Annotated in this window: 14 protein-coding genes and 1 pseudogene; 1 reads left to right on the top strand and 14 read right to left on the bottom strand. The window is 60.8% G+C overall.

Annotation, left to right across the window (positions count from 1 at the left end):
• Positions 1 to 24: 24 nt before the first annotated feature.
• The 13 genes and pseudogenes from C4J93_RS07030 to C4J93_RS07090 all read right to left on the bottom strand — a co-directional run bounded on the left by C4J93_RS07030 (position 25) and on the right by C4J93_RS07090 (position 13,036).
• Positions 25 to 789 carry an ABC transporter ATP-binding protein gene (locus tag C4J93_RS07030; RefSeq protein WP_065951958.1) on the bottom strand — a complete coding sequence of 255 codons (765 nt, stop codon included), beginning with the start codon at positions 787 to 789 and terminating at the stop codon, positions 25 to 27.
• A gap of 13 nt (positions 790 to 802) precedes the next feature.
• Entirely contained in the window at positions 803 to 1,921 is a 1,119-nt protein-coding gene (locus C4J93_RS07035; RefSeq protein ID WP_124428956.1) for a succinylglutamate desuccinylase/aspartoacylase family protein, read from the bottom strand.
• 9 nt (positions 1,922 to 1,930) lie between these two features.
• A complete protein-coding gene (locus C4J93_RS07040) occupies positions 1,931 to 2,641 on the bottom strand; it encodes an ABC transporter permease (RefSeq protein ID WP_124361632.1) in 711 nt (236 codons plus the stop codon).
• Positions 2,638 to 3,366: an ABC transporter permease gene (locus tag C4J93_RS07045; RefSeq protein WP_124369896.1), complete on the bottom strand. Its 729-nt coding sequence runs from the start codon at positions 3,364 to 3,366 to the stop codon at positions 2,638 to 2,640. Before C4J93_RS07045 ends, C4J93_RS07040 begins: the two co-directional genes overlap by 4 nt.
• 57 nt (positions 3,367 to 3,423) lie before the next feature.
• Entirely contained in the window at positions 3,424 to 4,203 is a 780-nt protein-coding gene (locus C4J93_RS07050) for a transporter substrate-binding domain-containing protein (protein ID WP_122683522.1), read from the bottom strand.
• A gap of 310 nt (positions 4,204 to 4,513) precedes the next feature.
• A complete protein-coding gene (locus C4J93_RS07055) occupies positions 4,514 to 6,148 on the bottom strand; it encodes an ATP-dependent DNA ligase (RefSeq protein ID WP_124428957.1) in 1,635 nt (544 codons plus the stop codon).
• A complete protein-coding gene (locus tag C4J93_RS07060; RefSeq protein ID WP_124428958.1) occupies positions 6,145 to 7,149 on the bottom strand; it encodes a ligase-associated DNA damage response exonuclease in 1,005 nt (334 codons plus the stop codon). Before C4J93_RS07060 ends, C4J93_RS07055 begins: the two co-directional genes overlap by 4 nt.
• Positions 7,150 to 7,337: 188 nt before the next feature.
• Positions 7,338 to 8,270 carry a transposase gene (locus C4J93_RS07065; RefSeq protein ID WP_124369104.1) on the bottom strand — a complete coding sequence of 311 codons (933 nt, stop codon included), beginning with the start codon at positions 8,268 to 8,270 and terminating at the stop codon, positions 7,338 to 7,340.
• A gap of 423 nt (positions 8,271 to 8,693) precedes the next feature.
• A pseudogene (locus C4J93_RS07070) lies at positions 8,694 to 11,134 on the bottom strand (penicillin acylase family protein).
• A 221-nt stretch (positions 11,135 to 11,355) separates the two neighbouring features.
• Entirely contained in the window at positions 11,356 to 11,562 is a 207-nt protein-coding gene (locus tag C4J93_RS07075) for an SEC-C metal-binding domain-containing protein (RefSeq protein WP_124361637.1), read from the bottom strand.
• Complete coding sequence (locus C4J93_RS07080; protein WP_124361638.1) at positions 11,559 to 12,041, bottom strand: LEA type 2 family protein; 483 nt, start codon at positions 12,039 to 12,041, stop codon at positions 11,559 to 11,561. The genes C4J93_RS07075 and C4J93_RS07080 overlap by 4 nt, the downstream gene beginning before the upstream one ends.
• A 22-nt stretch (positions 12,042 to 12,063) precedes the next feature.
• Positions 12,064 to 12,534 carry a YchJ family protein gene (locus C4J93_RS07085; protein ID WP_124361639.1) on the bottom strand — a complete coding sequence of 157 codons (471 nt, stop codon included), beginning with the start codon at positions 12,532 to 12,534 and terminating at the stop codon, positions 12,064 to 12,066.
• Between the two features lie 4 nt (positions 12,535 to 12,538).
• Positions 12,539 to 13,036: a DUF6231 family protein gene (locus tag C4J93_RS07090; RefSeq protein ID WP_124369902.1), complete on the bottom strand. Its 498-nt coding sequence runs from the start codon at positions 13,034 to 13,036 to the stop codon at positions 12,539 to 12,541.
• A gap of 187 nt (positions 13,037 to 13,223) precedes the next feature.
• Here C4J93_RS07090 and C4J93_RS07095 point away from each other — a divergent pair, with 187 nt between their 5' ends.
• The gene (locus C4J93_RS07095; protein ID WP_124366140.1) at positions 13,224 to 13,982 is read left to right on the top strand and encodes a collagen-like protein; all 759 of its coding nucleotides are present in this window, start codon (positions 13,224 to 13,226) and stop codon (positions 13,980 to 13,982) included.
• A gap of 79 nt (positions 13,983 to 14,061) precedes the next feature.
• Here the strand turns inward: C4J93_RS07095 and C4J93_RS07100 are convergent, their stop codons facing one another.
• A complete protein-coding gene (locus C4J93_RS07100; protein ID WP_124403325.1) occupies positions 14,062 to 14,526 on the bottom strand; it encodes a CopD family protein in 465 nt (154 codons plus the stop codon).
• Between the last annotated feature and the right edge of the window lie 19 nt (positions 14,527 to 14,545).

Below are 14,545 nucleotides of genomic sequence, written 5' to 3' on the forward strand. Positions count from 1 at the left end.
AGACCCTCCAGGCGTCACAAAGGTTTACTTCAAGTTGCCGCTCAAAAACTGCTGCAGGCGCTCGCTCTTCGGATTGCCCAGCACGTCCGCTGGCGCACCTTGCTCTTCCACCCGGCCTTGGTGCAGGAACAGCACCTGGCTGGAAACCTTGCGCGCAAAGCTCATTTCGTGGGTCACCATGATCATGGTGCGGCCTTCTTCGGCCAGGCCCTGGATCACCTTCAATACTTCACCGACCAACTCCGGGTCCAGTGCCGAGGTGGGTTCGTCGAACAGCATCACCTCGGGCTCCATCGCCAACGCGCGGGCAATCGCTACCCGTTGCTGCTGGCCGCCGGACAGGAATGCCGGGTATTGATCGGCCACCCGCGCGGGCAGGCCGACTTTGTCCAGGTAGCGCCGGGCGCGGTCTTCGGCGTCTTTCTTGCTGCACCCCAGCACCCGGCGCGGGGCCATGGTGATGTTTTCCAGGACGCTCATGTGGCTCCACAGGTTGAAGTGCTGGAAGACCATCGCCAGTCGCGTGCGCAAGCGCTGCAACTCGGCATCGTCGGCCACACGCATGCCGTGGCGGTCGCTGACCATGCGGATGGTTTGTCCGTCCAGGGTCATGGCGCCGTCGTTGGGCGTTTCCAGGAAGTTGATGCAGCGCAGGAAGGTGCTCTTGCCCGAGCCGCTGGCGCCGATCAGGCTGATCACGTCACCGGTCCTGGCCTTGAGCGAGACACCTTTGAGCACCTCATTGTCGCCATAGCTTTTATGCAGGCCTTCAACGGTCAATTTGTACATGGGGCGTGCATCCTCAAGGCGAAAGTAAGTAGCCGCTACGGTAGGCCTCAGTGCCGGCGACATGGCTGATCACCATCCCGGCAGTGGCCATGCGGCGTAGCGAACGGGCGTAAAGCAGGCCGGCATGCTGGCAGTGCACGGGCGTTACGCGGTCAGTGATGGGGTCGATGATTTCGGCGACCAGTTGCCCCGCTTCCAGGTATTCCCCCGGCAAGGCACCGAACACCAGCAAGCCGCCCACGGGTGTGGTCACCGGCTCCACACCCGCCAATGGCGTGGCCGGGTAGGGCAGCGCGGGCAGTGGTGCCGCGTCGCCTTCAATCGCACCGAAGTGGATCAGGTAATCGATGATCGCCTGGCAGTCCAAGGCCGCGAGGCCGTGGTTGACGTCGCCTTGGCCACGCAATTCGACGGTCACGGAAAAGCTGCCCAGGGGGATCGGGAAGCGCGCGCCGAAGCGTTGCCGCAACTGCCACCACACCAGGGTGAAACATTCATCAAAGGACTGCCCGCCGGAGTCGGTGGCCAGCAGGTTGGCCTCCGAGCCCAGGTAACGCGCCAACGGTTCCACCTGTGGCCAGGCCTCGGGCGTGGTGTAGAGGTGCGCCACGGCTTCGAAATCACAATGCAGGTCCAGCACCATGTCGGCATCGCACGCCAGGCGTTGCAGCACCAGGCGCTGGGATTGCAATTGCGTCGATGCGATTTGCGCGGCGAGGGCGTCGGATAACGCGGTGCGGATCAATCGGGCGTTGTGCTGGGGATCATCGCTCAGCGAGTTTTCAACCTGATCGCCGACCGCGTCGCTGAGGTCGACGAACAGGCGATTGAAGTTCTGCCCGCTTTCCAGCTCGTAGCGGCCCAGGGGGATGTCCATCAGCACCTGTTCCAGCCCCACCGGATTGGCGACCGGCACCACGACGATTTCGCTGCGCATGCGCCCGGCAGCCTCCAACTGCGCCAGCTGCGCCTTCAGGTGCCAGGCCACCAGCATGCCCGGCAGTTCATCGGCATGCAGGGACGATTGGATGTAAATCTTGCGGTCGGCCTGTTCCGGGCCGAAATGGAAACTGTGAATCTGCCGCGCCGTGCCAGGCACCGGCGCAATCAGGTCATGTTGCTGATGACGCATGAAAGCTCCTTAATGGCTCGGCCCGAGGAAGGCCAGCCAGCGGCGTTCGGCCAATCGGAACAGGCCGACCAGGGCGAAGGTCACGGCCAGGTAGATCAGGGCGGCGATGCCGAACGATTGAAAGGTCATGAAGGTGGCCGAGTTGGCGTCCCTGGCGACTTTGAGGATGTCCGGGATGGTGGCGGTGAACGCCACGGTGGTCGAATGCAGCATCAGGATCACCTCGTTGCTGTAGTAAGGCAACGAACGGCGCAGCGCCGACGGCATGATCACATAGGCATACAATTTCCAACCGCTCAGCCCGTAGGCCTTGGCCGCTTCGACTTCGCCGTGGGCCATGCTGCGGATCGCCCCGGCGAAAATTTCCGTGGTGTAGGCGCAGGTGTTGAGGGCGAAGGCCAGGATCGTGCAGTTCATCGCATCGCGAAAGAACGCATCGAGCACCGGTTGCGCGCGCACGGCGGCGATGCTGTAGATGCCGGTGTAGCAAATCAGCAACTGGATATACAGCGGTGTGCCGCGAAACAGGTAGGTGTAGAACTGCACCGGCCAGCGCACCAGGCGCCTGCGCGAGACACGGGCGATAGACAGTGGAATCGACACCACAAACCCGATCACCAGTGCCGCGCTGAGCAGCCACATAGTCATGGCCAGGCCGGTGATGTGCTGGCCGTCGCTATAAAGGAAGGGGCGCCAGTATTCCTGCAAAAGCTCGATCATCGCACGGCCTCCCGTGAGCCTGCGGCGTAGCGACGTTCAAGACGACGCAGGACGAAGTTGGACGCGCTGGTGATCAACAGGTAGATCAGCGCGGCGAGTACCAGGAAGTAGAACAGTTGGTAGGTGCTTTTGCCGGCATCCTGGGCGGCTTTCACCAGGTCGGCCAGGCCGATGATCGACACCAGGGCGGTGGCCTTGAGCATCACCATCCAGTTATTGCCGATGCCGGGCAGCGCAAAGCGCATCATCTGCGGGAAGGTCACGTAGCGAAACCGTTGCCCGCGCTTGAGCCCGTAGGCGGTGGCGGCTTCCAGCTGGCCACGGGGCACGGCGAGAATCGCGCCCCGAAAAGTCTCGGTGAAATAGGCACCGTAGATAAAGCCCAGGGTGATGACCCCGGCGCTGAATGGGTCTATCTCGATGTACTCCCATTCCATAACGTCGGTCAGGCCGGTCAGCCAAGTTTGCAGGCTGTAGAAAATCAATAGCATCAACACCAGGTCGGGTACGCCGCGAATCAAGGTGGTGTAGAGCTGGGCGGGGATACGCAGGAAGGGCAGGCTGGAGAGTTTCGCGCTGGCGCCGAGCAGGCCCAGCAACACGCTGACGGCCAGGGACAGCACCGACAATTTAAGGGTCATCCAGGTGCCTTGCAGCAGCAGCGGGCCGAAACCCTTCAAGCTAAACGCGCTCAGCCCGAGGGTTTGCAACAGATCTTCGAACATAAATCAGGACCTATGGCGATAAAAAAGCGCCCCTTCAAAAAAGGGGCGCCCCAGGCATTATTTGCCGCTGTACAGGTTCAGATCGCCAAAGTGTTTCTTCTGAATAGTGGCGTAGGTGCCATCATCGTGTAACGCTTTGATACCTTTATCCAAAAGAGCCTTGAGCTCAGTGTTACCTTTTTTGATACCGATCGCGGTTTTCGACGGCAGCAGCGGGTCATCGATTGCCGCGCTGACTTCGTATCCAGCACCGGCTGGGGACTTCAGAAAACCCAGTTCAGCCTGCAGCATATCCTGCACGGAGGCATCGAGACGGCCGGACGTCAGGTCTGCATATACCTGGTCCTGGTTGGCGTAGGCCTTGGTGGTCACGCCGGCCTTGTCCAGCACAGCCTTGGCGTAGGCTTCCTGGATGGTGCCCTGCTCGTAGCCCACGGTTTTGCCCTTGAGCGACTCCGGCGTCGAGTACCCGGCGCCTTTCTTGAACACCAGCGAGGTTGGCCCCGAGAACAGCTCGTTGGAGAAGTCGATCGCCTTCTCACGTACCGGGGTCACGGTCATGGACGAAATCACACCGTCGAACTTGTTGGCTTTCAGGCCCGGAATCATGCCGTCGAAATCGCTTTCAACCCATTTGCACTTGACCTTCAGCTCTGCACAAATGGCATTGCCCAGGTCGATGTCGAAGCCCACCAGGCTGCCGTCGGCGGCTTTGGATTCGAATGGCGCGTAGGAGGGATCGACACCGAAACGCAATTCCTTGTATTCCTTGGCGGTTGCAACACCTGCAGCCATGCACAGAGCCAGTGCAGAAAGGGTCAGCAATGCTTTTTTCATTATGTATTCCCTGGAAACCAAGATAAGCGCTTGTGGCGCATTTAGGACTGTTACTGAACGGTGTCAGACGGATCCCAAGTAGCAATTTCTGCACCATAGTTCCGAATGATCGTTTTAAAAGGTGGGATGAGGGATTTTTGAGCGTAGGAAATGCCCATTAGTGGGCATTGATAGAGTAGTGCACCATTTAAGATCGAACGGAAATCTAAATGTGGGAGGGGGCTTGCTCCCGATGGCGGTGGATCAGACACAAATGCTGTGACTGACACACCGCCATCGGGAGCAAGCCCCCTCCCACAGTTGATTTGTGTCAGGTCAGTAGATCCTGCAGCGTGGCGAGATTGTCGGCTTCCTCCACCGGTTTGTCCTGGCGCCAACGCAACATCCGTGGGAACCGCACCGCAATCCCGCTTTTATGCCGCTTGGACAGGGCGATGCCTTCGAAACCCAACTCAAACACCATGCTCGGCGTAACGCTGCTGACCGGGCCGAATTTTTCCACCGTGGTTTTGCGCACGATCGCGTCGACCTTGCGCATTTCTTCGTCAGTCAGCCCGGAATACGCCTTGGCGAACGGCACCAGGGTGCGCTCGCTGCCCGGCGGGCCGTCCCACACCGCGAAGGTGTAATCGCTGTACAGGCTGGCGCGCCGGCCATGGCCGCGCTGAGCGTAGATCAACACCGCGTCGACGCTGAACGGGTCGACCTTCCACTTCCACCACAGGCCCATATCCTTGGTGCGGCCCACGCCGTAGAGGCCTTTGCGATCCTTGAGCATCATGCCTTCCACACCCAGGCTGCGGGAGGCTTCGCGCTGCTCGGCCAACGCTTGCCAGGTTGGCCCCTCAAGCAGCGGGGAGGGCAATAACACCGGTTGGTCACACGCTGCGATCACGCTTTCGAGCTGCGCACGCCGTTCAGCCAGGGTGTGGTTGCGCCAGTCGTCGCCCTGATGCTCCAGCAGGTCGTAGGCCAGCACCGCCACCGGCGCATCCTCCAGCACCTTTTTACTCAAATTTTTGCGGCCGATGCGCTGCTGCAGCAGGGCGAAGGGTTGCACCGCGTCCTTCCAGACCACGATCTCACCGTCGATCACCGTGCCATCCGCCAAGCCACTGACCAGGCTGTGCAGCTCGGGGAAACGCTCGGTCACCAATTCTTCACCGCGCGACCACACCCACAGGCGCCCCTCACGCTTGACCAGTTGCGCGCGTATGCCATCAAACTTCCATTCCACCTGCCAGTCGGCGGGGGAGCCGAGCAGGGCATCGAACTGCTCCACTGGCTGCGCCAAGCCATGGGCGAGAAAAAACGGATAGGGCTGACCGCCACGTTGCGCATGTTCGTCGGACGATTCGGCAGCGATCAACTTGAGGTAGCCCGCAGCCGTAGGGCGATTGGACAAGTCGGTGTAGCCCACCAGCCGTTGCGCCACGCGCTTGCTGTCGAGCCCGGCCATGGCGGCAAGCGCGCGGGTCACCAGCAGCTTGGACACGCCCACGCGAAAGCTGCCGGTGATCAACTTGATGCACACCATCAGGCTCGGTTGATCCAGCTGCGCCCACAGCGCAGGCAGGCGTTCGGCCAGTTCAGCGGGCGCAAGGTCGCGCAGCGGCAGCAGTTTTTCTTCCAGCCACACCGCCAGGCCGTCTTCGGAGGTGTAGGTCGATTCGGGTAGCAGCAGAGAAATCGTCTCGGCCAGGTCGCCGACGGATTGGTAACTCTCTTCGAACAACCACGGCTCGATGCTCGCCGCTTGTGTCGCCATATCCCTCAGCAGACGGGTCGGTACCAGTTGCCGCGGCCGCCCGCCGGAGAGGAAGTACACCGCCCATGCCGCATCCTCCGGCGGTGCCTGCTGAAAGTAGTCTTGCAGCGCCGCGAGCTTGGCATTGCTGGAGGTCGTCGCGTCGAGGTTAGCGTACAGCTCGGCGAAGGCTTTCATGCGCTGGCCTCCTCTTCGTCATCGCCATATTCGGTGCTGAAACCCTGGGCATCCAGGCCTTTTTCGCGCAGATGGCGCACCAGTACGCCGACCGAGCCGTGGGTGACCATCACCCGTTCGGCGCCGGTCTGTTCGATGGCCCACAACAGTCCGGGCCAATCGGCGTGGTCCGACAGTACAAAGCCACGGTCGACCCCGCGCCGCCGCCGAGTCCCGCGTAGGCGCATCCAGCCGCTGGCGAACGCGTCGCTGTAATCGCCAAAGCGCCGTATCCAAGTGCTGCCGCTGGTGGAGGGCGGGGCGATGATCAAGGCCTGGCGCAGCAGCGGGTCGTTTTTTTTGAAGTCGCCGGCGTATAGCGTTTCCGGAATGTAGACCCCGGCTTCGCGGTACACCCGGTTCAACGGCTCGACGGCGCCATGGCTGAGGATCGGGCCGATGCTGGCATCGATGCCATGCAGAATGCGCTGGGCCTTGCCGAAGGAATAGCAGAACAGCACGCTGGCTTTGCCGACGGCGATATTGGCCTGCCACCAGTCATTAATACCGGCAAAAATCTGCGCTTGCGGCTGCCAGCGGTAGATCGGCAGGCCAAAGGTAGATTCGGTAATGAAGGTGTGGCAGCGCACCGGTTCGAACGGCGCGCACGTGCCATCGGGCTCGACCTTGTAGTCGCCGGACGCGACCCAGACTTCGCCCTGGTATTCCAGGCGCACCTGGGCCGAGCCCAACACATGCCCGGCCGGATGAAAACTCAAGGTCACACCGTGGTGCACCAACTGTTCGCCGTAGGCCAGGGTTTGCAGGTTGATGTCCTGGCCCAGGCGCGAACGCAGGATGCCTTCGCCGGGGGCGGCGGCCAGGTAATGTTGATTGCCGGTGCGGGCATGGTCGCCGTGGGCATGGGTGATGACGGAGCGTTCCACCGGGCGCCAGGGGTCGATGTAGAAATCCCCGGCGGGACAATAGAGGCCTTCGGGTCGGGCAATGACAAGGTCCATGGGATGACCGAGGAAATGGGCTTATCATTTAGGAGGATATGACGGTGAGAGAAGTTCTATCTGAATGCATGGGTCCAAATGTGGGAGCAACTGTCTTAATGGATTCAATTCAGAAGTCATTTCTCATAGGCAGCAAAGCTCCCACAGCCTTTGGCCGTGCGATGTTGAACGAAATAGCTGCTACCGCGCTAAGCGGTGCGCTCTATCCATTCAGTACGGTCGCGCAGCATCGCGTTCAGGCGTACCAACAAAACGCGCATACAGGCGATCAACGCGACTTTGGCGCATTTCCCTTTATCACGTAGCGCCTTATATCGAGTCCCGAATTCTGGCTGGTCCCGGATGACCACCCAACAGGCCATGTAAAGTGAGCGACGAGCTGAAAACCTTCCGCCACTGATATGACGTGCACCTTTATGCCTTCCGCTGTCGTTGTTGTACGGAGCGAGTCCCGCTAATGCTGCGATAGGGCGTCCGCCAATTTCTCCCAGCTCGGGCAGGTAAGCCATAAGACTGGTGGCAGTAACCAACCCGATGCCTTTGACTGAACACAGTCGAGCCACCTTTTCGCTATCTAGCTCGTTCGCACTTTGACGAATTAGTTGATCTATCGCCTCCACTGCCGTGTTCAAATAGTCGATATGGCTCTGCAATGCAGGCTTTACCGCATCGCAGGAAGCAGTTTTCAGGCGTCGTCTGTCGTCATCTCTTTGCTGAACAAAATGTTCCCGCTGCTGGACCAACGCGCGCAGCTTGTCGTGTTCCGGGCTTGTGATTCGGGCACTTGGCGAGTCTAGAATGGCTGCATAGTGCGCCAGAGACTTTGCGTCTATCGGGTCGGTTTTGGCTTTTTGACCCATCGCTCTGGAAAACTCTTTGGCGCGACGGGGGTTAACGCACATAACCTCAAGGCCGGCAGCCTGGGCCGCTTTGACGACTTTGCGCTCGTAGCCGCCCGTGGCTTCCACCAACACGCGATTAACCTGGTAAAGCATTAGCCAACCGATCAACGCCGGTAACTCTCTTTCAGTGTTGGAACAGCTTACCCCAGCCTCAAGTGAATGAATCCGAACCTCAAGACTGTCTTTGGAAACATCAATGCCTGCAGAACAGGAAAACATGGCCAAATCCTCTTACACTTAGAGTGAGAGCGCTCTGGCTTGGCCCACGCTTGTAACTGTTCGAGGTGGGCTCGTTCAACTGTTCGGGCTCATGTCCAGAGCGGAGAGGTGAGTAGCAGCGTGGGCTCCCACACGTGCTTTAAGCACTCGGGGCATTCAGCTTGCTACTCACCGCTCTCACCCTCAGTCTAATCCTGACTCAAGACACAAGGGGGCTTGCTCCCGATAGCGGTGTGACAGGCGACACATTCATTGACTGAACTACTGCTATCAAGGATCGTTCCCACGCTCCCGCGTGGGAATGCAACCCGTGACGCTCTGCGTCACCTGTGCACGGTAGCTGAAACTCGGCTCGGTTCGCGCGACGCGGAGCGTCGCAAAAGGCATTCCCACGCAGAGCGTGGGAACGATCAGAGCGCCGGGTTACTTGCCGGGTGTCAGGGTCAACCGGGTCTTGCCATACACCTTGTCAAAATTCTGCGGCTGCATCGGGAAGCTCAGGTATTGCGCCTTGAGCGACGGGTCGATGCCGTTGGCATAGTTCGGGCTGGCCGGGTTGCCGGACTGGCCGGTGCCGCCCTGGCCCATCATCGGTTCCGGCTGGCCGAAGTCGACAATCATGCGCAACGCCGACGTCTGGGCCGCATTGAAGTCCTGCCCCCAGCGGTACGGTGCCGGGTTCAGGGTGTTGTGGTCGCCACCACTGGCCAACGGGCCACGGATCACCTGGCCGCTGGTGGTTTTCCAGGTGGTGGTGTGCAGCTTGCCCCATTGCCAGGCCTTGTGATCAGCGCCCAGCAGGCTGTCGCCGGTGCTGATCGTGGCGGCCAGGGTGCGTGCGAGGATCGCCGGCTTGTCTTCTTTGTGCGGCGTACGCGTGTCATCCCACAGCGGGCTGTCTTCACGGCCCAGCAAATGGTCTGCGGTGGCTGAGTAGGACAGGCTGGCGTTGCTGACAAAGGCTTTCCAGCTGGCGCTCTGCTCCGGACCGAGTTTGTCGAGGAAGATCTGTCTGGCGCTCTCTTGCAGGAACAGCTCGTAGAGCGCCGCGTCGGCGGACGTTGGCGCAAGGCGCCCATCGAAGGCCATCAGGCGGCCCAGTGCTTCGCGCGCCTTGGCCTGTTCGGCGGCGGGCAGCGCATCGATTGCCTGTTTCAGCGGCTGGGCCATGCCCGGCGCCTGGAACATGCCCTTGAGTTTGGCGGCAAAGAGGGTGGTCTGGTCGTATTGCATGGCGATCAGGCTGCGGCTGTCATGCTTGCCGGCGTTGGCCAGTTGCGCCAGGCGCTCGCTGCGCTCCGGTGCATCCCAGGAATTGGACAGCTGCATGCCATAGCCGCGCGGTGCGGTGCGCTGGTTGGCGGTGCCGATCCAGCCTTGAGCCGGGTCCTGGTCGTAGGGGTGCAGCATGGCGTCGGCGTAACCGTCCCAGTCAAAGCGCGTATCCCAGCCCGGCGAGGGCAGCAGGCCTTCGCCTTCGCGGCGGTTGGGGAAGCGGCCGGTGACTTGCCAGCCGATGTTGCTGGCGTCGGCGAAGATCATGTTCAACGCAATGGCGCGAATTTCGCGGGTGGCGTCCGAGGCCTTACCGGCGTTTTGCGCGCGGGACAGGTCGAAGAACGCATCCAGGCTCTTGTCGTCCTTCAAATCGGCGGTTTGCAGGGCCAGGCCATAACCGCTGGTGAGGGCCTGGCTGCTGTTGAGCAAGGCACCATGGCGGGTTTCGTACACCACGTCGCGAATCGAGCGTTGGCCTTTGATGAAGAAGGTCTCGTTACGCACACCGGCCGGTAGCCATTTTCCGTTGTTCTCATAGTACAACGCGCTGCCCTGGCGTTTGACCTTCTCCAGGAACAGGTCCTGGGTATCGCCCTTGACCGCGCTCATGCTCCACGCGACCTTGCCGTTGAAGCCCGACAGCAGGGTCGGCAGGCCGGCAATCGACGCGCCGGCCGCCTGATATTTCGGGGCGCGGATCTGCACATAGCTCCAAGGTGACGGCGCTTGCGGCTGGGCGGCGAGATCGTTGGCCAACAGGCTTTTGCCGCTGCGGCTGCGTTGCGGCCCGATGGCCCAGTTGCTGGACGTGGTCATGCCCAGGGCATTGAGGCTGTTGAGTTGCTGGCTGACCGTGTCCAGCCCGGCGAGGCCGGTGATCTGGCTCAGGTTCACGCCCTTGAGCTTATCGGCTTCGGCCAGCGGGATCGCCTCGTCCGGCGCGCTTGGGATAAGCCAGGCGAGCTTGTCGACACCGACTTTCTGCGCCAGCACCAACGACGAAATTTCTTCCTGCAGGTTGCTCGACTCGCTGAAATTCAGCAGGCAGAACAGCAGCGCCGAATCTTCCGGTTTCCAGTACTCGGGCTTGTAGCCGGTCTGGGCCAGGTCTGTCGGCAGCTTGTCGCGGTAGCGGAACAGGTAGGCGTTAACGCCCCGTGCGTAGACTTCAAAGAACCGCTTGAGCCGTGGCGATGAGGCGTTGTACAGCTCGCCGGCGCTCTTTTTAAGGTTGACCGCGCGCATGAAACGGTCGACATCGAGTACCTCAGGGCCGGACATTTCCGCCAGACGGCCCTGGGCCAGCAGCCGCAGGGTGACCATCTGCGTGATCCGGTCGCTGGCGTGTACATAGCCGAGGCTGAACAGCGCGTCGTGGAAGGTGTTGCTTTCAATCAGCGGCATGCCCTGGGCATTACGGCGTATCGACACGTTTTGCGCCAAGCCCTTGATCGGCTGTACGCCGGCCATGGGGGCAGGGTGTCCTGGGTGCTCTGGAGCTGGCAACCGGCCAGGCTTAACGCACTGGCCACTGCCGCGGCAACGCCGAACCGGGGAAGAAAATGTGTAAGGGCTGGCGAGGCCATGGCAAAGCTCCTGCGGGGGTAGCGTCATTAAAGGCGCTACGTTAGTGAGCGCGGCGAAACGACGCAAGCGGGAGTTTTGTAATTACGTGAGTACTCAGGCTTATGCGCAAATCAATGTGGGAGGGGGCTTGCTCCCGATAGCGGTGTATCAGTCGACATAGGCATCGACTGGATGACCGCTATCGGGAGCAAGCCCCCTCCCACATTGGATATTGGGTAGTTTAAGCGCCGTGGCACTTCTTGAATTTTTTCTCGCTGCCGCAGGGGCAAGGGTCGTTGCGACCAACGTCTTTCAAGGCGTTGCGCACCGGCTCCTGGTGAGCGTGGCCGCAGTTCGGGCCGTGGACATGGCCGTGGTCGTGATCATGGTGATCGTGACCATGATCGTGGTTGCAGTCAGGACCATGGACATGGGGTTGCTGAGTCATCGATGTCGCTCCGGAATAAAATCGCCGGGGATTATCTCGCCATTGTGGGCCACCTGCACGTCATTACCGATGAATAATCCGGTTTTCAGCTCGCCTTCCAGGCGATAGGGTACAGGGCGGTCGGGATTCTTCAGCATCTGCACTACATCGCGTATGCGTGGCCACAGGTTGGTGCGCACCGACACCCGGAAGAATTTATGACTGCGCGGCGGCACGGTCAGCCATTCGTTGGACTCACCTTCGGTCAGCACCAGATCGCCAAGGGTGACCTTGTAGATCAGGCCACGCACGGTCAGGTCAGCGTCGTCGCGGTTGTCCACGCGAAAGTAGAGCTTGAACTTCTGCTCCAGCAGCTTGGCCCGCACCACTTCGACGTTCACCAGGGAGACGTGGGGCGGCGGCGAATCGTCTTCGAACCACGAGGCGCAGCCGGTCAGGCCCAGGGTTAACGCCAGCATCAAGCTGAAGGTGCGGAGCATTGGCGTTATCCCTGTCAGGTCGTTAAAAGTAGCTGGAACAGCACTTCTTGAATTTCTGTCCGCTGCCACACAAACATACATCATTACGCCCGGCCTTCACCTCCACCGTCGGATCGATGAAGTACCAGTGCCCCTCGTTCTGTACGAAAGAAGAGCGTTCACGGTGGCTGTGTTCACCAGCACTGTCGTGCCAGCGCGCCGTGAACGTGACGAAGGCGTGCTCCGGCTGGCCACCGAACACCTCTGAGCTTTCCACCTCAAGGCCGAGCCAGGTGCTTTGGGCACTCCAGGCGGCAATCGCGTTGCGGTCGAGGCCCGCTTGTTGCGCCGGCAGGGTGGTGCTCACCAGATAGTCCACCAGGCCCAGCACGTAGGCGCTGTAACGCGAACGCATCAGCGCCTCGGCAGAGGGCGCCGGGTGGCCGGCGTGGTAATGGCCGCAGCAGGCGTCCAGCAGATTGCCACTGCCGCAGGGGCAAATGGATGTACTCATCGTGTTACCACCAATACTTTCCAAAATTTTCCGGATTGGCCCAGAAGCGGGCGTTGAGCCAGTCCGGCACTTGTTTATAGTCAAGCAGATCGTAGGTAAACAGCGTCAGCACCTGCTCATCACGCTGGAAACGCTCACCGGCTTGCAACGCCAGGGAAAAAAAGTCGGTGTCCTTCCAGGCGCAGGCATCCATGTCCACCAGCACCGCGATGCGGCTGGCATTGAGGTTACGGATACCACCCAATAACCTCAGACCCTGGGGTTTGGGCAGGTGTTCAAGGCAATCGACCACCAGCGCCAGGTCAAAACGCTGCGCGGCCAGGTCGGCAGGCAGTGGTCCGGGTTGCGCAACACTGACGAGCACATCGGGGTGCGCCGTTTTAAACGCATCCAGTGCCGGGAAGTGGCTGGCGCCCAACAGCAGCAGGCGTTTGGGAGCGTGCAGGTCCAGCAGCGCAGCCAACGCTTGCTGGGGCGTACGGGCAGAAATTCCAGCGATCATCGCAGATCCTCACATCAGGACCGTAGAGACTAGCGCGCCTGGGCGTGCGGGCCTAGAGCATCAGGGTAATACCGCCGGCACTTGAGTCGTTGCGTGCGAAGTTTTTTGATCCTTCACTGGCAAAGCGCCTCCAGAAGTCGTTACTGTGCGTCCAAAGAAAAATTTGAAAACACTCGGGAGCCCCATGATGCGTAAGGTTTTTCTGCTGGCCCTGTTGGTCAGCCCCGTTGCCCTGGCCCAGAGTGTCAGTGTCGAAACCAACTCGTTGATGCGCCTGCCCAGCAGCACCAGCGTGTTGCAACTGGAGCGCCTGGACGTGGCGGACTACGGCACCCTGCTGATTCCGGCCACCATCAGTCAGATCGCGGTGGAAGAACTGCATCTGGGGCGTGACGCCCGCATCGCCATTGTCCCCGGCAATACCGCGCTGCAGTTGCAGGTGCGCCAGGCGCAACTGGAGCACGGCAGCCAGATCACTTCCCGAGGCGCACCCGGCACTCATGAAAAACCGGCCAAAGCCGGGCGTGACCTGACCTTGCGTGTTAATTCGCTGACAGCCGAAGAACTGTCGGTGGATGCCCGTGGTGGCGCCGGTGCCCAAGGGTATGCGGGCCTGGATGGCGCCAATGGCGTCGACCCAGGTTGCACCTGGGGTTCAGCCGGGCGCGGGTTCAATGGCGATAACGGCGGCGATGGGTTGCCGGGGGCGTCGGGGGCAACGGTGCGTATTGAGCTGCCTCAGGATTTCCCTGGCGACAAGATCAAGGTCTTGGTGGACGGCGGCGCCGGTGGTTTGGCCGGTGTAGCGGGCAAACCTGGCAAGGGCGGGCAGTCCAAGGGCTGCCTGGTGTACCGCGCCGATGGCGGCGACAAAGGCCGGCCTGGGTTGGAAGGGCAGCCGGGGCCGGCTGGGCCTGCGGGGACTGTGACCATTCAACGGCTCTGAAGCGCCGTAGCTTCAAGCTTCAAGTTTAAAGCTGCAAGTTCAAAGCTTGCAGCTTCAGGCTTGAAGCTTGGCGCTGTGCTTAGAACATCGGCCGAGCCGAAGCAATCGCCACCACCACCAGCCCCACAATCAAGTTAACACCCACCAGTTTGCGAATCTGCCCCAATGCAGCCGCGCCCGCCGCCCAATCCTCAGCCGCCACCGCCGCCTTCAACGCCGGAAACTTCAACGCCTGGATGCGAATAAACAGCGCCGTCATCACCAGGTACAAGCCCATCATCACCTGTACATAACGCGGTGCGGTTTCAAAGCCGTTGAAGCGCAGGTGCAGCAGGCCGACGCCGCTGATCGGCAAAATCAGCACCGCCACCCACACCCATACAAAAAAACGTTGAAACACATTTGCCCACAGCTTCAGCCGGGCAGGGCCCTCAAGGGCCGCCATGGCGGCGGGGCGCAGGATCATCCAGGCGAAAAACATACCGCCGACCCAGATCAGGGCGGCCAATACATGCAGGGTGTAAGCGAGGCTAAACGCGGTCATTGTGGTACTCCGTTCTGCG

It is taken from the genome of Pseudomonas sp. R2-37-08W, assembly GCF_003851705.1.
Lineage (GTDB): Bacteria > Pseudomonadota > Gammaproteobacteria > Pseudomonadales > Pseudomonadaceae > Aquipseudomonas.